Origin of the sequence: Acinetobacter tandoii (assembly GCF_008867985.1) — a bacterium.
Classification (GTDB): domain Bacteria; phylum Pseudomonadota; class Gammaproteobacteria; order Pseudomonadales; family Moraxellaceae; genus Acinetobacter; species Acinetobacter tandoii.
Genome location: NZ_VXLD01000001.1, coordinates 617,869 through 637,617 on the forward strand (window position 1 = coordinate 617,869; position 19,749 = coordinate 637,617).

Genomic DNA, 19,749 nt, shown 5'->3' on the forward strand with positions numbered 1-19,749 from the left:
TTAATGATAGCCTTCATCACCAATACGCACTTTGTCACGGAACACCCAGTAGGATAAAAAGGTATAAACCAGAATAATCGGAATTAGAATGACAGCACCTACCAGTGCAAATTTCATACTTGATTCAGGAGCAGCAGCTTGCCAGATGGAAATAGTTGGTGGAATGATGTTGGGCCATAAACTAATTACAAAACCCGTAAAGGCTAAAAATACCAGACCCAGCGTTAAAACAAAGGGTTGAGCATCTTTTTGCTGTGCACATGCTTTCAAAATAAGCCCAGAACAGATCAGTACCAACACCGGTACAGGGCTGAAATAGAACAGATTTGGTAAGCTAAACCAGCGCTGTGCAATTTCAGGATGGCTGATGGGTGTGTAGATACTGACTGCACCAAAGACAATTAATAAGGTAATAATTAGCTTAGGCATCAGCCTATACATTTTTGCTTGTAAATCTGCCTCGGTTTTCATGATGAGCCATGCGCAGCCTAATGCGCTATACATGATAACTACACCCAAGCCCACAAACAAAGAGAATGGAGTCAGCCAGTCGAGTGTGCCACCGCTATAAATGCCATTTTGTGTTTCAATTCCTTGAATATAAGCTCCCAGAATAACTCCTTGGAAGAAGCTAGAAAAGAATGAACCCCAAATAAATGCTTGATCCCATAGCGGCTTGCTACGGTGGGCCTTAAAGCGGAATTCGAAAGCCACGCCTCGGAAAATTAAAGCCACTACCATAAAAATGATCGGTAAATACAAGGCAGATAACACGGTGGAATAGACTAGCGGAAAGGCAGCAAATAAACCTGCACCACCCAAGACCATCCAAGTTTCGTTGCCATCCCAGACAGGGGCAACGGTGTTCATCATCACGTCGCGTTCTTGATGCCCTTGAATAAATGGAAACAGTATGCCTATGCCCAGATCAAAGCCATCCATAACCACGTAAATCAATACACCTAAACCAATGATACCGACCCAGACTAATGCAAGATCAATCATGATGCTGCTCCTTATTTTCAGGTGTTTGGCTTGCTGAACCATCAATTGTTTCATCAACAGCACTTAATGGTCGCATTGGCGTTTTAAAGTGCCCAGGACCTGCAAGTTGCTGATCAACACTGTCTATATGTAAAGGACCTACCTTGATTAATTTCAGCATGTAATAGATGCCTGTGCCGAAAACGACGGTATAGACCAGTACAAAAATAATCAGACTAAGACCCACTTGTTCTGCAGTCACGGTATGTGATAATCCATGCTGAGTACGAATTACTCCATAGACCACCCAAGGCTGTCTGCCGACTTCCGTGGTGACCCAACCTGCGAGCAAGGCGATATAACCTGTGGGTCCCATAACGGTAGCAAACTTATGAAACCAGCGACTTTCATATAATCGGTCTTGTTTACGTAACCATAAAGCAGTCAGTGACATCAACACCATGAGCATGCCGAGTCCCACCATCACGCGGAAACTCCAGAACACGATTGGAACAGGTGGACGATCTTCAGGGGCAAAGTCTTTTAAGCCAGTGACTTTGCCATCCATAGAATGGGTTAAAATTAAGCTACCTAAGTTTGGGATGCCTAGTTCAAAGGCATTACGTTCATTCTCCATATCGGGTAAAGCGAATAACAGTAACGGCATACCATGATCATGGTTGGTTTCCCAGTGACCTTCAATTGCAGCCAATTTAGTCGGTTGATGCTCAAGGGTATTCAGACCATGCTGATCCCCAATCACCACTTGCAGGCATGAAGTTACGAGTACCATCCAAAGTCCCATAGAGAAGGATTTCTTGACTAACTCATCGCGACGACCTTTGAATAAATGCCAAGCAGCTGTACCAACAACCAATAATGAAGATACAAGGAAAGCTGCGGTTGCCATATGGGCAAAGCGATAGGGGAAGGATGGGTTAAACACAATTGCCCACCAGTCAGATGGAACAATAATACCATTTTCAATGGCAAAGCCTTGTGGGGTCTGCATCCAACTGTTGGACGATAAAATCCAGAACATGGAAATACAGGTACCAATGGCGACCATCAAGGTAGCAAAAAAATGTGCCTTAGGACCAACACGCCCCCAACCGAACAGCATGATGCCGAGAAAGCCAGCTTCAAGGAAAAAGGCGCTTAGCACTTCATAAGTCAGCAATGGACCAGTGACTGAACCAGCAATTCGAGAAAATTCACTCCAGTTGGTACCGAACTGATACGCCATGACTATGCCTGATACGACCCCCATGGCAAAGGCGACGGCAAAAATCTTAATCCAGTATTTGAACAGATCTTTATAAATTGGGTTTTGGGTGCGCAGCCATTTCCATTCCAACAGTGCTAGAAAGCAGGCCAAGCCAATCGAAGTAGCGGGAAAAATGATGTGAAATGAAACTGTAAAGGCAAATTGAATTCGTGCGAGTTCAAGTGCGGTTAAACCGAGGCTCATAGGACCTCCCATTTTAGACATGGGTTTCTGAGATTTTTTAAATCAACACTATTTATTTTAGTGTTATAAAAAATTATAGATCGTTTCATCAAAACTACCTACTTTGAATAATTATCAAGATTTTGCAGGACACAGAATTCAAGATGTAGGTACAAAAATATGTTATATAAAATATAACAGAGAAAGTAGATAAAAATACTCTGTTATATTTATACAGCACAATTCTGTAGCTACTGCTGATTTGAAAAAGAATCAAAATAACAAATATGAATCAATCTGGATGGTGATGAAATGTTTGTTACAGAAAGTCTGAATAAAATTCCTGAGATAGTTGAACAGGGAGCTTTTTCAGCGAAGTTGAAAAAGAAGCTGGCACAGAAATTCGTGAATTTAGAAGCAACACTACTCCGAGCAAAAGTCTTGCGCGAGCTTTCCAAGGCGAAAGCAAACTATATTGTACAGTCGGCAATTCAGCATGAACAATCTAGTTTGGCTTACTTATTTGCGCCATTTATTCTAGGGAATTTAAATCAAACCACTATCTACCATAGCCAAGCGACCGCGCCTGTACTGAATCTATTAAGCCGTTACTATCAGGCAGAGAAAAAACCGCACCTAAAAATTGATGATGTGCTGCAAGCTTTAAATATCTATTTGGATCTGCATGACAATGACCTAGATGATATTGAGTTTTTTTATTATGCCTTGCTAAACGCCTTGTGCAGAGCTGATGTGACTCAAATTTTTTTAATCACCCATTTAAATGTTGATATGCAAAAAATTGCTGCAATTGCGCAGTTTTTTAAGATCAAAATCTATTGTATTCAGACTAATCCATTAGACAAGATGATGGACAGTGCTGAATTAAATATGCGTAAGTTATTATTTAAACACAAAGATCAAAGCTATATCGAATTGTGTGAAAAGTTATCCAAACTCAATGCGCAGTTACTCAGTGTGAATGGAAGTTACAACCAAGAACAAGCCACGCAATTGGTCGAAGACATGTTCTATGCAGAGCATGTTTATGAAAAGTTATCTGTTTATGCTGAATATATGCAGACCTGTCTACAGAATGCTGTCTCTAATCATCCTGTAACTTTTTCAGCTTGATCCATTCCATTCTCATCAAAAATGCATTTATTTCATATTTATCGCATAAATAGATAGGTAGCCCAGATGTTTCTATATACAGATTTTGACCAGAATTTATTGAATGAACGTGTTGCACAATTTCGTAATCAAACCCAGCGTTATTTAGAGGGAAAACTGACCGAAGAAGAATATAGACCATTACGGTTACAAAATGGTCTATATATTCAGCGTTATGCACCGATGTTACGTTTAGCTGTGCCTTATGGCTTAATGAATTCAAAGCAATTGCGTAAGGTAGCTGAGGTTGCACAGAAGTATGATCGTGGTTATGCACATATTTCAACCCGTCAAAATATTCAACTGAATTGGCCGCAGCTTGAAGATGTACCTGATATTTTGCAGGAACTGGCTACGGTACACATGCACTCCATTCAAACGAGTGGGAACTGTATTCGAAACACCACTACAGATCAGTATGCAGGTGTTGTTGAAGGGGAATTGACCGATCCGCGTCCTACCTGTGAACTGATTCGCCAATGGAGTACCTTCCATCCTGAATTTTCATTCCTGCCACGTAAATTTAAAATCGCAGTTTGTGCACACCCAGAAGAGGATCGAGCTGCAACAACATTCCATGATGTTGGGGTGTATATTGTAAAAAATGAAACAGGGGAAATTGGCTATCAAATTAAAGTAGGTGGTGGTTTGGGTCGCACACCTTTAGCTGGGCATGTGATCAAGCACTTTTTAGCGCGTGAAGACTTAATTGCTTATTTAGATGCCATCATGCGCGTATATAATTTACATGGTCGTCGCGATAATAAATATAAAGCACGCATCAAAATTCTCGTTAAAGCATTAACTCCTGAGGGCTTTGCTGAAAAAGTTGAAGCAGAATTTGCCTATACTCAGACTCAACTAAAAGTTCAACAAAGTGTTTTAGAGCAAATGGATGCCGTATTTCAGCCATTTACGTATGAAAACTTAGAACAGTATGATTTTGAAGCTTTATTCAAGCAATATCCGAAATTTAAACACTGGTTCAATATCAATACTCATCCTCATAAAGTGGCAGGCTATCGTATAGTCACAATTAGTTTAAAAAGGGCTGGTGTGGCCCCCGGAGATATGACTTCCGATGAAATGCGTTTAATTGCAGATTTAGCTGATCAATATACTTTTGGTGAACTCCGCACGACACATGAGCAAAATATAGCTTTAACTGATGTGCGACAAAAAGATTTATTTGAACTGTGGCAAGTTTTGGATCGTGCCAATCTAGCCCGTGCACACATTGGTTTTCTGACCGACATGATTTGCTGCCCCGGCGGTGACTTTTGTTCATTGGCGAATGCGAAATCTATTCCTGTTTATGAAGCGATTGCTCGTCGTTTTGATGATCTAGACACTATATATAATTTAGGCAAGGTTGATCTGAACATTTCTGGCTGTATGAATGCGTGTGGGCATCACCATGTCGGCAATATTGGCATTTTAGGTGTCGATAAAAAAGGTGCTGAATATTATCAAATTACTGTAGGAGGTAACTCAGACCATGACGCAGCTATTGGCGATATTTTAGGACCGTCATTTCCAGCAGAAGATATTCCTGATGTGCTCGAAGAAATTCTGAATACTTATTTGGATTTGCGTTTAGCGCATGAATCTTTTTTAGAAACCTACCAACGTGTCTCGATTCAGCCATTTAAAGAACGGGCTTATGCGGACATAGGCTGATGTTGGATATCTTAACTCTGCCCAGCAGGCTAAAAAGCTCAAGCTACCAAATCATCATCATTTTGGCGGTTTGGAGCTGTGCTTATGTATTGCAAAGGCTACTGAGCTTGCCTCTGGCATCTGGTGTGTTGGGCTTTTTCCTGTTGTTGTTCTTGCTTGAGATGAAGTGGTTGAAATTAGCTCAGGTTGAACATGGTGCCGACTTTTTACTTGGCGAGCTGTTACTGTTTTTTATTCCACCTGTGGTCGGTGTGATTCAGTATCAGGACTTATTGATTATCAGTGGTTGGAAAATACTGTTGGTGATTTTGATCAGCACAACTCTGGTCATGATGGCTTCTGTATATGCGGTGCGGATGTTCTTAAAGCGTGAAGATCTAAAACAGGAAGGTCAGTATGACTGAGTTCTGGGGGATTTTTTACTTAGTTTGGACCGTAGTGTGTTATTTCATAGCAAAGCAGTTCTTTGTTCGAACACAAAAAATCTATTTATCGCCAATTATTGTCGTCCCTATTTTGAGCATCGTGCTGATTTTTATGTTACGGCATCAGTTCCAAGACTATTACCGCTATACCCAGTATTTGGTCGCTATGCTTGGTCCCATCACAGTGGCTTTTGCGATTCCTGTATTTCGCTATCGCAGCATGATTCAGCAACATTTTAAAGTACTCATGTTGACTTCTAGCCTTGCTATGTTGGTGGGTATTTTCAGTAGCTGGTTTTTGGCCAGTCTGATGAATTTCGATGACATTGTCAAAAATAGTCTATTGGCACGTTCCATTTCAATTCCCTTTGCTTTTGTGCTGACTGAAAAAGTTGGCGGTTCAATTAGCTTAATTCCGCTCTTTACCGTGATTACAGGTTTGGTTGGCATGTTGTTGGGAGATGCTCTGCTGTTATGGATACGGTTCAAGAACAAGATTGCTTCAGGGGCAGCATTTGGCAATGCCGCACATGCCATGGGGATTGCCCGTGCAAGACAACGGCATGAATTAGAAGGTGTGTTTGCCAGCCTTTCCATGATTATTTCAGGAATCATCATGGTGCTATTTGCTCCTACAGTGATCGCACTGACGAAACACATCCTTGGCGCTATATCATTTTAAATCAAAATAAGGAATCGCAAATGAATCCTATGTCACATGTAAAGATAACTTTAAGCTCTAAAAGTTATGTTGCTGCTTTTCTCTTTATTTTGCTCATGGTAGCAGCCGCTTATGGCTTGCATGACCGAGAAATTATATTACCTGAAATAGTCGCGATGGCTGTTGGGTTATGGGTTTATCGAGATAAACAGTGGTTGAATCAACCCGATAAAATTTTTATTTTGCCTAGTTTGACGGCAGTAATTGGCTTTTGCATTAATCTAATGCCAGTTTCGTACCTGTTTAAACTGGTTTTGGTGCTATGTGCCATGCTGCTGGTCATGTGGACGTTTAATTATATCTTACCACCCGCACTGGCCACGGGTTTCTTGCCGATTGTAACCCAAGCCGATGAACTATCATTTTTGATTTCCATCTTGGTCACCAGTTTTATCCTGATGTTGGGTGTTGTGTTATTTAAACTGAACCAAGGTTTGGAACGGAAAGGGAACTTTGATCGAAGAAAGATAGGGGTGTATGCCAGTATTACATTAATGGGTTTTGCACTCGCTGCGATATTCAAGGTCGAAGCGATGGCACTCATTCCTCCAATTACGGTGGTGGTGTATGAGTCTCTGAATATGATGATGTATTCGTTGAAAATGTATCTTAAGCAGGTTGCTCTATTGACACTGTCTATCTCTATAGCCGTTGCAATGCAGTTCTTGATTCAAGATTGGATGCTGCTCACTTTCATTTATATGCCCTTAATGTTTGTTTTGCTCAAGTTGTTTGATATGCGGATTCCTGCGGTGTATGCCTTTCCATTTTTGGTCTTTGTCTTTCCGCAAGACAGTGTGATGCATTTACCAGTTGCTTCATGTTTGATGGTGAGTTTTTCACTCGGATGCGTTTATCTCTATCGAACTTATTTTCAACATATTGCTATTGAGAAATCGTATTCATAGTTTTATGGTGATGTAGCCATCGAAGGCTTTTCATCATGATTGCATACTTGAATTGTAGGAAAAACTGGAAAAGTCATGGTTAAACGTGATGAAAACTAGGATGCTACCTATGCTTGGATGGAATGTCGTTTAATGTTCTTAAATGTCACTGGCCTAAACCTTATAAATGGGTCGTTGAAGAAGATTCAAAATGCATTCCAATCTATCTGTATTTGGTTTAAAGAAATGGATTGGTTTGGAATATGCTCATGGATAGTTTATCTGAATTTTCTTGGCAAAATATAAAATATAATTTTTACACTACAGGTGCACTACCTGAGCTGGTGGAGCGGGATTCACCGATTTTACAAGCATGGGAAAGTGCTAAAAAATCAGGCTTAAGTCCTTTTTCTAAACTGACGTCTTTATATGATTTTCCTGTCGACCACCTTTCTAAAGAAGATATGAAATTCGCGGAATTGGCAGAAGTGGTTTTAAATGACATTTGGCAGTTATTTGGACAGCAGGATGTCAGTGTTTTCTTAATTAATCAGCAGTTGAAGATTATTGCAGAACGACACAACCCAAACTTAGATGAACAATATCATTTTTTACGGACAGGTCGGGTGATAGATCCCTCTATCTTTGGTGCGATTGCTCCTACATGTAGTGTTCTGTCGAAACAGCCGATGATCATGACTGGACATCAGCATTATTTAGATGAGTTTGCCAATTATTCTTGCGCCTCAGTCCCCGTGTTTAATGGGGCAGGAGCGGTTTTGGGTGCTTTGGATATCACTTCACCGCAAGGGCTTTTAGCAAGCAATTGGCTCAGACATTTGCTTTATCAAAGTTATATTTTAGAAAATAAAGTGATTCTTGCTGAAATCAAACCAAATCAGCGCATACTTTATTTTCAGCACTCCAAAGATTTACTCGAAAATGCCTATACAGGCATGATCGTACTGGATGAGCAGCGTAGAGTTATTAAAGCCAACCAAATGGCATTGAAATTACTCAACTGTTCCATTGAGCAGGTCTTGGATCAAACGATTTATAATTTCTTTGTTATTGAGCATTTGACTCAGGTTGATACCAATAATGCCTTTTTTATTCAAAGTCATGACCATGCTTTTTTCTACGCACAATTTCATCAGTTCAATGTAAATGTTCCTAGTCCAGCCAGAGCCATTACTGCACTTCATTCGCTTGATCAGGCACTGAAAGCCTTAAAGGCAGATATTCCAGTGCTGATTACAGGAGAAACAGGGACAGGAAAAGACCACTTTGCACAGCAATTACATCAAAAGCTCGATGCTGATTTACCTTTTATTTCCATTAACTGTGGTGCGATACCTGATCATTTATTGGAGGCAGAACTGTTTGGTTATGAGGGCGGTGCTTTTACAGGGGCGAAAAAACAGGGTGAAAAAGGTCTCATTGAGTTGGCGGATCAAGGAATTCTATTTCTCGATGAAATTGGTGATTTGCCCTTACATTTGCAAGTCAAAATTTTACGCGTCTTGCAAGACCAACGGTTTTATCGGGTTGGGGGACGCAAACCGATTAAATCAGCATTTAAGTTATTATGCGCAACCCATCAAGACTTAAAAATGAAAATTGAACAGCAGACATTCCGTAGCGATTTATATTATCGGATCTGTGGCTTTCAAGTGCATCTGGAGCCTTTACGTTTACGTCAGGATAAGCAGGCTATTTTCCATAAAATTCTGCATCAATTCGGTATATCACAATGGTCAGCCAAGGTTGAGCAGCAGTTTCAGACCTATACATGGTCGGGGAATATTCGTGAGCTCATTCACATTGTATAAGGTTATCGGTGGCGTTTAATGAGGGCGATGTTCTGACACGACTTTATTTGCCTGAGTCCTCAGTCAGTCTTCAAACAATGAATCAGCCTATGCTAGCAGCGAAAAACCAACATTTAAATGCAATGACCAAACACATGGTCATGCAGGTATTAGATGAAGAGAATGGCAATATTGCACGCACAGCAAAGCGCTTAAATATTTCGAGAACGACGGTGTATAAATATATCAGCAGTTAGGTTCTTTTGTATTTAGCTTAAAATGAAGTGTTTATTGAATGACATAAATAGATGTTTGTGCAGCATTGTGTAGGAACTATTCATCCCGCTGTTTTTTTTTAAGATACTTAATATCAAAGGACTGTTCAGGAACTGAACAGTCCTTTTTTAATGTGTCTATATGATGGACATGGTAAATCCTTGTCTAACTTTAAGATATTGATTTTAAATAATTAAAAACTTGGCATGCAAACTGCAATTATTCTCTGACTCATATTTGATTAATCGCTAGATTGAACTGATTAGCACATCGGCTATGGATGGAATGTCCATAAAAATTTTCAGTCTTCGGAATGAGTAAATAAGGACAAATTAAAGAAAAGGGAACAGGTTATGCATTTTGCGAATAAAAATGCGGGATTACTCATATTGGGTGCATTGCTTACTCAACAGAGTTACGCCATTGATGTCAATGTCGGAGATTATACAACCCTCCCAAGAGGAACCAATGTTGGTGTCTTTTACTATCAACATAGTGAAATGGATGGCTATTATCAAAGGGATGATAAAACCGATGCCGACTCCCGTTCAGATATTGGGATTGCACGCTTCATTCATTACACCGACATCGCTGGATTATGGGCAACACCTCAGGTGGTCATTCCGTTTGGTTCAGTGCGAAATACTCAAATTGGCGATGTGCATTTAAATCATGCATCTGGTTTTGCAGACCCGATTATTGCTTCTGCATTTTGGTTGATTAATCAACCTGAACAAGGAGCTTCAGGACGTTATCTTGCCCTTACACCGTTTATTTATTTGCCACTGGGCCAGTATGACAAATATGACGCCGTGAATCTGGGAGAAAACCGCTTTAAATACGATGTGCAGTTGGCTTGGGTACAACCGCTCTCTGGCAAATGGGGTTTCGAATTTTATCAAGATGCCATCTGGTATGGGGATAATGATGAAGCGGGCAAGGGTAATCAGACCTTGTCTCAAGACACCAGTTATCAAACACAGGTCAATTTACGTTATGACTTGAATGCCAAGCAACGCCTGGCATTCGGTTATGCAGCAAACTATGGTGGCGAGCAATTTTTGGATGGCATCAGACTCAATCAGAACATGGAAAAGCAGCAAGTACGATTTGAGTTTCAACACATGATGAATGCCAAAACTCAATTGAGTGCACAGCTAGTTTCAGATACTCAAGTTGAAAGCGGCTTCAAGAAAGAACTAGGACTAAACTTTCGGCTTTTTTACATTTTCTAATTCAAAACATGTGTGATGACAACACATCCATTGCTTCAATTTTGCCACGATGAAAGTGAAATGATGTATGGGTTGTTCAAGACAATTTTAACGAGGTCATTATGTCGATATTAACAAAAGAGATTTGGGATAAAAAACTGTTCAATGGCTTATGGCAGTCAGCCCCGCAGTTATACAAGGTTGTTGAAGTGGCAACTGGTCAAGAGCTGGGCGAGATTGGCTATGCTGCTGCTCAAGATGTGGTAAATGCAGCCAAACAAGGTAAATCAGCACAACAGGCATGGTGGGCATTGAGTTATCAAGAGCGCCAAGCAGTCTTTGAACGTGCAGCAGCTTTGCTCACAGAGCATCAAGCCGATGTGATTGATTGGCTAGTTAAAGAAAGCGGCTCTTTACAGCTTAAAGCAGGTTTTGAAGTGAGTATCGCCATTCAGGTACTTAAGCATTGTATCGGATTGCCTGCTATGGATCAGGGCACAGTCTTGCCAACTCAAAATGGAAAACTCAGTATTGCAAAACGCGTACCGCTTGGTGTGGTCGGGGTCATTTCACCGTTTAATTTTCCACTGTATTTGGCTTTACGTGCTGTAGCACCAGCTTTAGCATTAGGCAATGCAGTCGTACTTAAACCTGATGAACGTACAGCCGTGTGTAGTGGTTATGCCATAGCACGTATTTTTGAGCTAGCAGGTCTCCCGAAGGGGTTATTGCATGTATTACCAGGCGGTGCAGAGGTCGGGGAAGCACTGACACTGGATAAAAATATTGCCAGTATTCAATTTACTGGATCAACGAATGTCGGGCGTATAGTCGGTGCCAATGCTGCAAAAACTTTGAAGAAAGTCTCTTTGGAGTTAGGCGGTAAAAACTCACTGATCATTTTGGACGATGCTGATATTGAATTGGCTGCTGAAAATATCGCATGGGGAGCATTTTTGCATTCAGGTCAGATTTGTATGACTTCTGGCAAAATTCTGATCCATCAGAAAATTTATGCACAAGTCAAACAACGTGTGATCGAAAAAGTCAAAAAATTTGTAGTTGGTAATCCGTGTGAAAGTCATGTCACCATTGGCCCTCTGATTAATGCTAAACAAGCGCAACGTGTCGAACAACTGGTGAATGTCGCAGTTGCGGAAGGCGCAACATTAGAAGTGGGTGGGCGTGCTGATGGCGTATTTTTTGAACCAACTGTGCTTTCGAATGTAACTTCAAATAATCCAATTTTCAGTGAAGAAATTTTTGGACCTGTGGCTGTACTAATTCCTTTTACTACTGATGAACAGGCAATTGAACTTGCTAACGATGGAGACTTTGGGCTTTCAGCAGGTGTGATTAGTTCAAATGTTGGACGTGCGATGCAGCTTGGTACACAACTTAAAGTCGGTTTACTACACATCAATGACCAAACTGTAAATGATGAAACGGTCAACCCATTTGGTGGTTTTGGTGCATCAGGAAATGGGACGCGTATTGGCGGTCCTGCCAATGCGGATGAGTTTACCCAGTGGCAATGGATGACCGTACAGGCGCAAGCACCACATTATCCTTTTTAATCAGTTAAATTATTTATTACAGGAAGTAATCGCATGAACGAAATGAAAGACATCGTTGCCGCTGTGACGGCATGTAAAGGCGCGGATTTTGAATTGCAACCCCTTAAAATCCGTCAACCTCAAGGTGATGAGGTGCTGGTGAAAGTTGTCGCGACGGGGATGTGTCATACCGACTTAATTGTCCGTGATCAGTATTATCCTGTGCCATTGCCTGCTGTGCTTGGACATGAAGGCGCGGGAATTATTGAAGCGATTGGACCAAATGTGACTGACCTGCAAGTGGGTGATCATGTGGTGTTAAGTTATGGTTATTGTGGAAAATGCACCCAGTGCAATACAGGTAATCCTGCTTATTGCTCAGAGTTCTTCGGACGTAACTTCAGCGGTGCTGACTTAGAAGGTAAAAGTGCGATTTGTAGGCATGATCATACCGTAGTACACGATCATTTTTTTGCCCAGTCTTCCTTTGCGACTTATGCCTTAAGTCGTGAAAATAATGCAGTGAAGGTAACCAAAGAGGTTCCTATTGAGTTACTGGGACCATTAGGCTGCGGTATTCAAACGGGTGCAGGGGCATGTATCAATGCGCTTAAAGTAAGCCCTGCCAGTAGTTTTGTGACATGGGGCGCTGGTGCGGTAGGTTTAAGTGCATTGCTTGCGGCGAAAGTCTGTGGCGCATCAACCATTATTGCTGTTGATATTGTCGAATCACGTTTGGAGTTGGCAAAACAGTTGGGTGCAACCCATGTGATCAATAGTAAAACGCAAGATCCTGTGGCTGCAATCAAAGAGATTACGGGCGGTGGAATTAACTTTGCACTTGAGTCTACGGGACGCCCTGAAATCTTAAAACAAGGCATAGATGCTTTGGGTATTTTAGGCAAAATAGCAGTTGTTGGCGCACCCCCTTTAGGAACCACGGCACAGTTTGATGTGAATGATTTATTACTCGGTGGAAAAACCATTATGGGTGTGGTTGAAGGCAGTGGTGCACCGAAGAAATTTATCCCAGAGCTAGTTACACTATATCAACAAGGAAAGTTTCCATTTGATCGGTTAGTGAAATTCTATGCCTTTGATGAAATCAATCAAGCAGCACTAGACAGCCATAAAGGAATCACACTAAAGCCTATTATTAAAATTGGCTGATTTGGGGTTAATTGGGAGTGACCTGATTATATTGATGTCATCAGGTTATTCCATTTAAAAATTTAAAAAAGAACGCTGGGAAGAATAGAAAATGACGGATAAACCTTTTGTGCGAAATACCAATACCATGCCATGGGAATTTATTCCTATTCCATTTAAAGAGTGAATTACCAGTAAAAACCTGTTTGCAAAGCCCAGATACAGGCATAATGATTTGGAGGTTGCGCTATCCTGCTGGGTTTAGCACGGTAGAGCATTGGCATAATTGCGCACACGGCATGTATGTATTAGAGGGATATTTGGCTACGAGCGAGGACGAGTTTGGACTCGGAAGTTTTGTCTGGCTTCCTGAGGGGGCAATCATGTTTCATGGTGCGCGAAGTGATAATGATGTTTTGATGTTATTTATTACCAATAAGCCTTTTGATATCCATTTTACTGCTGAGGCAGGAATGCCTCTGTCTTAAGTCCCAACCCCACGCAAGTAATGAAACATTAATCTTTTTAGATACATAAGGGATTTAAGATTTAATTTCTGGTTGAAAAGCATGATCATGCTTTCAAGAGTGGGGTTTAATATTTAATTCCCATTTGTTTAATTTTAAAATCAGTGTCGTTTGATTAAAACCTAACAGTTTAGCTGCACCGACATCACCAAAAATTTTACCTTCACATTGTTTGATTGCTGATTTAAGATTTTCAGTTTCTAACGGTTTGAGTTGTTGTATCGTCAGTACTTGCTCGATTGTAGAGACGTGATTGGACTATATGGTCTGAGATGGTTCTTGTTCAAGCAAATATTGAAAAGAAACAGCATCGTGTATGGTCGTGATTAATGCATATTCCAACACATTTTGTAATTCACGAATATTACTGGGTCAGTTTCTATTTTCGATTAGTGGCGACAATAATCCTAACATCAACGTGTCGTATTTTTTCTTCTCCAACTCTTTCGAAAGTACCTTCATGCATGTAATACGTGTAGCAATTTACTTTGTAATTCGAGTGGCTCGAAAATTTAATCTAAAAATAAAATCCCTTAATCGGCAAGTTCAAAGCATCCAGCCCAATCACGAACTGCACCTGTAAATGATGATTCGCGCAAATGCATAACTTGACTGCACGCTGTACTTAACTTTATAGAGTCAAATACAGCGTTAAGAAACCAATAAAATTAAATACTCGTTGCTTGCTTAATAAAACCTAGTAACTGGTTAGTTTCGGCTAAGCTAGCCTTTTGTAAAGGTTTTCTAGGGTCTCCGACACAGAAACCTAGTTCATTCAATCCAGCCTTCACTGTTTTGGGTAAACCACCTTGCACAATAAACCGCAATAAAGGAAGTTGCTTATAGAAAAGGTTTTGTGCCTGAGTTAGATCTCCATTTTTGACTGCTTGATAGAGTTGATTGGGGAGTTTGCCTAACAGATTTGGGGCAACGGTACACCAACCACTTGCACCAGCACAAAATGCCTCAAGAGCCAAAGGATTACAGCCATTATAAAAAGGCAATTTCCCTTGTGTCAGCTCATGGAATTTATGCATACGTTGAATATCCCCCGTACTGTCTTTGACCATAGAAATGTTTTCAATCTCTTCAAACATTTTGACAATTAATTCAGGCGACATATCCAAACCACTCGTTGCAGGGTTGTTATAGACCATAATCGGGAGTTTAGTTGCTGCTGCAATTTGTTGATAATACTCATAAACTTCTTGATCCGTCAGTTTCCAATAGGAAACAGGAATGACCATAATCACATCTGCGCCTAACTCTTCAGCCTTTTGAGCTTTTTGAATTGCCATTGAGGTCGTGAGTTCGGAAATTCCTAAAATGACAGGGACACGATGATTAACAACTTCAATACTTTTTTGAGCGACTTGTTGCCATTCCTGCCAAGATAAATAAGCACTTTCCCCAGCACTGCCCAGTGGTGCAATCGCATCACATTGATGCTCAAGCAATGCATTTAGCGTAATCGTCAACGCATCAAAATCAACTTCGTGTGTTTCAGCTTTAAAAGGAGTAATGGGGTAAGCAATAATGCCTTCTAACTTCATGGTTATTCTCCTTTAATGCAATCTGAGTGATTTTTCAAAGCTTTACGAGCGTAATAAGCGAAATTGATTTTGTTACGTTTATCTGTAGACACCCAGTCGTGCCCTTCTTTGGCTAAGTCGTGTGGAATCTGTTGAATTTGACCTGCCGCCATGGCCAAAAGTTGTAAGCGTGCCGCACGTTCAATCAAAATCGCGAGATTACAAGCTTCCTCGATGGTTTTTCCTGTGACCAACTGTCCATGGTGAGACAATAAAACAGCACGATTTTCACCCAATGCTGAAGAAATAAAGATCCCTTCTTCATTGCCAACAGGAACACCAGGCCAATCTCCAACGAAAGAACAATCTTCGTACAAAGCACAGGTATCCATATGTGAGATAACGAGTGGCACACGGAGCATAGACAACGCAGCGACATGCGTTGGATGGGTGTGAATAATACAATTCACTTCGGGATGTTCTTTATAAATCCAAGTATGAAAACGGTTGGCTGGGTTTGCCATTCCTTCGCCATTTAAAGGTTTCAGGTCTTGATCTACTTCTAATAAGTTGGCCGCAGTGATTTCATCAAAGCCTAGACCAAAACGTTGAGTAATAAAGGTATTCCCTTTATCGGTTCGGCTGGTGATTTGTCCAGCAAGTCCAGCATCATGACCATGATCAAATAAAATACGGCAAGTTAAGGCCAGTTTTTGTGGATCGGTGTAGTCTTCATCTTGAAAATGTTGTTGCATACTTTGTTGAGCGTTGTGCATGAGCTGCTGTTTATCAAGTAGTGCAGTTTCCATAAGACCTCCTATTCGGTTGATTTGTCATTTGGACATGGGCAGAATAAGAAACTTGTGGATGGTAGAAAATATCCAGTTTTTAAAACTTATATGGTCCAGATAATCATGCAACAATCGTGGGAAATGCGACTACATCTAGCTGAACGTAAAGAAAAAACCATTTTTCTTAAACTGACAAACCAGATTATTCAGGAAATCTTGTCAGGGCGATTAAAGCAGGGCACACGTTTGCAAGGTTCGCGGACCTTAGCGGATGAGTTGGGAATTAATCGGAAAACAGTACAATCCGTTTATGAAGATTTAGAAGCTCAGGGCTGGTTAGTCTCAAAGCCAAGACAAGGGACGTTTATTTCTGAACAGTTACCCGATCTCAAACTTGACTCAGCATTAGCTATAATGACATCAGCTCAAATTTCTACTGAATTATCTACTCCACAGGAAACGGCGATTAAAAATGATGGGATTCCTGATACTCGGCTGATTCCATATGAGTTATTTTCGCGTGCTTATCGTCATACCTTGATTAAGGTGACGAGGCAGCAAATTATGGGGTATGGTGACCCGCAAGGAGCGCTGGAATTACGTCAAGCCTTATTAAATATGTTGTCAATGGAGCGATTTATTCAGACCACAATTCAGCATATTTGTGTGGTTCGCGGAAGCCAAATGGGGATTTTCCTTGCAGCTCGAGTGCTTGCCAAGCCACAAGTACAAGGTCAAGTCATTGTCGTGGAGCAGTGGTCTTATCCACCAGCAGTGGAAACTTTCCTATCCAACCATTTTCAAATTGTGCGGGTCAGATTAGATCAACATGGTCTAGATACCGAACACTTAACAGAAATACTGAAAAATCATTCGGTTGCAGCAGTATACACTACGCCACATCATCAATATCCAACGACTGTTTCCATGTCGATGGATCGGCGACTAAAGCTTTTGGAACTATCTAAAACTTTTGATTTTTATATTATTGAAGATGATTATGATCACGAATTCCACTATGACAGTCGTCCAATTCCTCCTTTAATCAGTTTACCTGCGGCTGAAAAAGTGATTCATATCGGTTCATTGTCCAAAGTCTTTGCACCAAGTTTAAGGGTGGGCTATGTGGTTGCTGATTTGGAAATTATCCAAGCCATGAAACAGGATATTTTACTTATTGATAAGCAGGGCAATGCCATTACAGAACTGGCGATTGCAGAGTTGATGCAACAAGGTGAAATCAAGCGGCATACAAGGAAGATGCGCAAAATTTATCAACACCGTAGAGATTTTGCCGTGATGACTTTTCAGCAATTTTTTCAGGACAAAATTGAAATTACTGCACCAGCAGGGGGAATGGCATTATGGGTGAGGTTTAATCTAGCTTATCAAACTCACTATATTGAAGCTTTAAGTCATTTGCAGATTGATTCTGAATATTGCTTTGGTTCTCGTGTAGAAAATACCAGCTTAGAATATTTTCACATACGTTTTGGCTTTGCTGCACTGAATGAAACTGAAATAACCAAGATTATTCAAACATTATATCAAATATTCATGACTGAATTGTAGGTTGAAAAATATAAAAGCCAAAATCTTGTGGACTTTGGCTTTGCTACATAACCTAATTATAAAGGCATACGATACTCAATAATTCCAGGTTTTTCAGCGATCCAGTTATAAAGTTTCTGAGCAGTCTGGTTTGTCTCTTGAGTATGCCAATATAAACGATCACACTTTTGAGTACGCGCTTGTTTTTGGACATATTCTATTAAACGTTTCCCGACGTGTTGTCCACGTGCTTCAGGCGATACATATAAGTCCTCTAAATAACAATAGTCTGTTTCTGCCCAAGTTGAGCGGTGAATCACATAATGGACAAAGCCTAAAACTTTGTCGCCCTCTTTGGCAACAGCACAGTACACAGGTTCAGCATCATCAAAAAAGCGTTGCCATGTGGTTTGTGTGACTTCATGAGATAAATTAACTTTATAAAATTCTTGATAGGCAAGCCAATACGGTAGCCATTGTTGGTAATCTTGATACTGTGCTGGTGTTACTTGAATATTTTGCTTTTGCATAGAGATGTTCCCATCATTTTTGGTGATTAAAAATTGATGGATAAAGCATAATCTTGATATGGTACTGTTTTAAGATACGGTTTTCGTATTTTTTACAGTACCAGTTTAAGATTTTTATACAAAACGCCGTGAAAAGATACTTCTAACAGCATATTGAAGATTTCTAATCATTCACCGTTTTTATAAAATTATCCGAAACAAATCGTTTAAATTTTCCATTCAAGACACAATAGGCGATTAAGCCTAAAATCAATCCCCAAAATGCTCCGCCAATCCCCAATAATGTAATATTGGCAGCACTGGCAAGAAAGGTAATTAAAGCTGCTTCACGGTTTTCACCATCACTCATAGCATTGGTTAGACTTCCAGTAATAGTGCCTAATAAGGCAAGACCTGCCAGCGTACTAATAAAAGTTATTGGAAATGCTGTAAATATTGCAGCGAGTGTGACGCCAAAAATCCCAACCAAAATATAAAATATCCCCGCAGCAATTCCAGCTATCCAGCGTTTAGATGGATCTTCATGAGATTCCTTACCTGTACAGATTGCAGCGGTAATTGCTGCAAGATTAAAAGCGTGAGCGCCAAAGGGTGCCATGATGAAAGAACCTAAACCTGTGACAATAAGAATGGGTTTGGCATTGGTTTTAAATCCATCATTTTTTAAGACCAATAAACCTGGCATATATTGCCCTGTTAATGTGATTAAAAATAAAGGTACGGCAATACTTAATGTGGAATTGATGGAAAAATCAGGAGCAGTCAGAATCGATGAGGCTAATTTCAATTCAAATCCTGAAAAGTCAATTCGAGTCTGAAAGATTAAAAAAATAAAACCAAAAACCAAAACACTGACGATGGCATATCGTGCAGAAAAACGTTTAACAACCAGATAAATCAGAAATAATGACAGGGTCAGAAGTGGGTCGATTATGGTGTTGGTAAACGCAGTAATACCAAATTGTAATAAAATCCCTGCCAACAAACCTGATGCAATACTTACAGGAATGAGGCGAATCAGTTTTTCAAAATAACCAGTAACTCCTAAAATTACGAAGGCTAAGGCAGAAAGTAAATATGCGCCAATCGCTTCAGCATAGGGAATAGTCGCAAGAGCAGTAATGAGAAATGCAGCAGCAGGAGTAGACCATGCCGTAACGATGGGTTCTCGAGTGTACCAACTTAATAATATTCCAGTAATACCAACACCAATAGAAATTGACCATACCCATGAAGCTGTAAGCTCTGGGCTAAGTCCTGCCATTTGTGCTGCTTGGAAGATTAAAATGAATGTACTCCCATAATTGACAATTACCGAAATTAATCCTGCCAAAATAGGAGGGAGTAAATCCTTGGAATAACGGTGAAAAACTGCGAGTCGAACCGACATAACCCCAACCTCTGAAAACTTTAACCATGAAAGCGTTGAGTGTATTTTTAATCATGGTATTGTCATAAGATACAGTTTGGGTGTTTTTAGAAGTACCAGTTC

16 protein-coding genes and 2 pseudogenes are annotated in these 19,749 nt (G+C 40.4%); 11 read left to right on the top strand and 7 right to left on the bottom strand.

Going from position 1 to position 19,749, the window contains the following annotated elements; translation table 11 throughout:
• Both cydB and F4W09_RS03050 read right to left on the bottom strand, forming a co-directional pair.
• Positions 1–1,005, bottom strand: a complete 1,005-nt coding sequence (gene cydB, locus F4W09_RS03045; RefSeq protein ID WP_044737982.1) for a cytochrome d ubiquinol oxidase subunit II — start codon at positions 1,003–1,005, stop codon at positions 1–3.
• Entirely contained in the window at positions 998–2,455 is a 1,458-nt protein-coding gene (locus F4W09_RS03050) for a cytochrome ubiquinol oxidase subunit I (protein ID WP_044737983.1), read from the bottom strand. The genes cydB and F4W09_RS03050 overlap by 8 nt, the downstream gene beginning before the upstream one ends.
• Positions 2,456–2,746: 291 nt before the next feature.
• On the opposite strand from F4W09_RS03050, the gene F4W09_RS03055 reads away from it, so the two are divergent.
• The 10 genes and pseudogenes from F4W09_RS03055 (at position 2,747) to F4W09_RS03100 (ending at position 13,814) form a co-directional block, all read left to right on the top strand.
• Positions 2,747–3,568 (top strand): hypothetical protein, encoded by an 822-nt coding sequence (locus F4W09_RS03055; RefSeq protein WP_151503972.1) that lies wholly within the window; start codon positions 2,747–2,749, stop codon positions 3,566–3,568.
• A 66-nt stretch (positions 3,569–3,634) separates the two neighbouring features.
• Positions 3,635–5,287: a nitrite/sulfite reductase gene (locus F4W09_RS03060; protein WP_151503973.1), complete on the top strand. Its 1,653-nt coding sequence runs from the start codon at positions 3,635–3,637 to the stop codon at positions 5,285–5,287.
• The gene (locus F4W09_RS03065; protein WP_104441938.1) at positions 5,287–5,691 is read left to right on the top strand and encodes a CidA/LrgA family protein; all 405 of its coding nucleotides are present in this window, start codon (positions 5,287–5,289) and stop codon (positions 5,689–5,691) included. The genes F4W09_RS03060 and F4W09_RS03065 overlap by 1 nt, the downstream gene beginning before the upstream one ends.
• Positions 5,684–6,394 carry an LrgB family protein gene (locus tag F4W09_RS03070; RefSeq protein ID WP_151503974.1) on the top strand — a complete coding sequence of 237 codons (711 nt, stop codon included), beginning with the start codon at positions 5,684–5,686 and terminating at the stop codon, positions 6,392–6,394. Before F4W09_RS03065 ends, F4W09_RS03070 begins: the two co-directional genes overlap by 8 nt.
• A 20-nt stretch (positions 6,395–6,414) precedes the next feature.
• A complete protein-coding gene (locus F4W09_RS03075) occupies positions 6,415–7,341 on the top strand; it encodes a hypothetical protein (RefSeq protein ID WP_151503975.1) in 927 nt (308 codons plus the stop codon).
• Between the two features lie 248 nt (positions 7,342–7,589).
• Positions 7,590–9,388, top strand: a pseudogene (locus tag F4W09_RS03080) (sigma-54-dependent Fis family transcriptional regulator).
• 372 nt (positions 9,389–9,760) lie between these two features.
• Positions 9,761–10,642 carry a transporter gene (locus F4W09_RS03085; RefSeq protein ID WP_151503976.1) on the top strand — a complete coding sequence of 294 codons (882 nt, stop codon included), beginning with the start codon at positions 9,761–9,763 and terminating at the stop codon, positions 10,640–10,642.
• 101 nt (positions 10,643–10,743) lie between these two features.
• Complete coding sequence (locus F4W09_RS03090) at positions 10,744–12,198, top strand: benzaldehyde dehydrogenase (protein ID WP_151503977.1); 1,455 nt, start codon at positions 10,744–10,746, stop codon at positions 12,196–12,198.
• Between the two features lie 33 nt (positions 12,199–12,231).
• Positions 12,232–13,347 carry an NAD(P)-dependent alcohol dehydrogenase gene (locus tag F4W09_RS03095; protein WP_044737992.1) on the top strand — a complete coding sequence of 372 codons (1,116 nt, stop codon included), beginning with the start codon at positions 12,232–12,234 and terminating at the stop codon, positions 13,345–13,347.
• A 209-nt stretch (positions 13,348–13,556) separates the two neighbouring features.
• On the top strand, positions 13,557–13,814 hold the full coding sequence (locus tag F4W09_RS03100) for a cupin domain-containing protein (protein WP_244948531.1): 258 nt from the start codon (positions 13,557–13,559) through the stop codon (positions 13,812–13,814).
• Positions 13,815–13,920: 106 nt separating this feature from the next.
• Here F4W09_RS03100 and F4W09_RS03105 read toward each other — a convergent pair.
• The 3 genes and pseudogenes from F4W09_RS03105 to F4W09_RS03115 form a co-directional block, all read right to left on the bottom strand.
• Positions 13,921–14,446, bottom strand: a pseudogene (locus F4W09_RS03105) (sigma 54-interacting transcriptional regulator); the annotation flags it as partial.
• Positions 14,447–14,521: 75 nt separating this feature from the next.
• Positions 14,522–15,406, bottom strand: a complete 885-nt coding sequence (locus F4W09_RS03110; protein ID WP_151503978.1) for a dihydrodipicolinate synthase family protein — start codon at positions 15,404–15,406, stop codon at positions 14,522–14,524.
• A gap of 2 nt (positions 15,407–15,408) precedes the next feature.
• Positions 15,409–16,194, bottom strand: coding sequence for an aldolase (locus F4W09_RS03115; protein ID WP_151503979.1), 786 nt, complete (start codon positions 16,192–16,194; stop codon positions 15,409–15,411).
• A gap of 90 nt (positions 16,195–16,284) precedes the next feature.
• Between F4W09_RS03115 and pdxR the strand changes: the two genes are divergently transcribed.
• A complete protein-coding gene (gene pdxR, locus F4W09_RS03120; RefSeq protein WP_171492381.1) occupies positions 16,285–17,748 on the top strand; it encodes a MocR-like pyridoxine biosynthesis transcription factor PdxR in 1,464 nt (487 codons plus the stop codon).
• 56 nt (positions 17,749–17,804) lie between these two features.
• Here the strand turns inward: pdxR and F4W09_RS03125 are convergent, their stop codons facing one another.
• Together F4W09_RS03125 and F4W09_RS03130 are read right to left on the bottom strand one after the other, a co-directional pair.
• Positions 17,805–18,257, bottom strand: a complete 453-nt coding sequence (locus tag F4W09_RS03125; RefSeq protein ID WP_151503981.1) for a GNAT family N-acetyltransferase — start codon at positions 18,255–18,257, stop codon at positions 17,805–17,807.
• A gap of 163 nt (positions 18,258–18,420) precedes the next feature.
• Positions 18,421–19,647, bottom strand: a complete 1,227-nt coding sequence (locus F4W09_RS03130) for a benzoate/H(+) symporter BenE family transporter (protein ID WP_151503982.1) — start codon at positions 19,645–19,647, stop codon at positions 18,421–18,423.
• Positions 19,648–19,749: the final 102 nt, after the last annotated feature.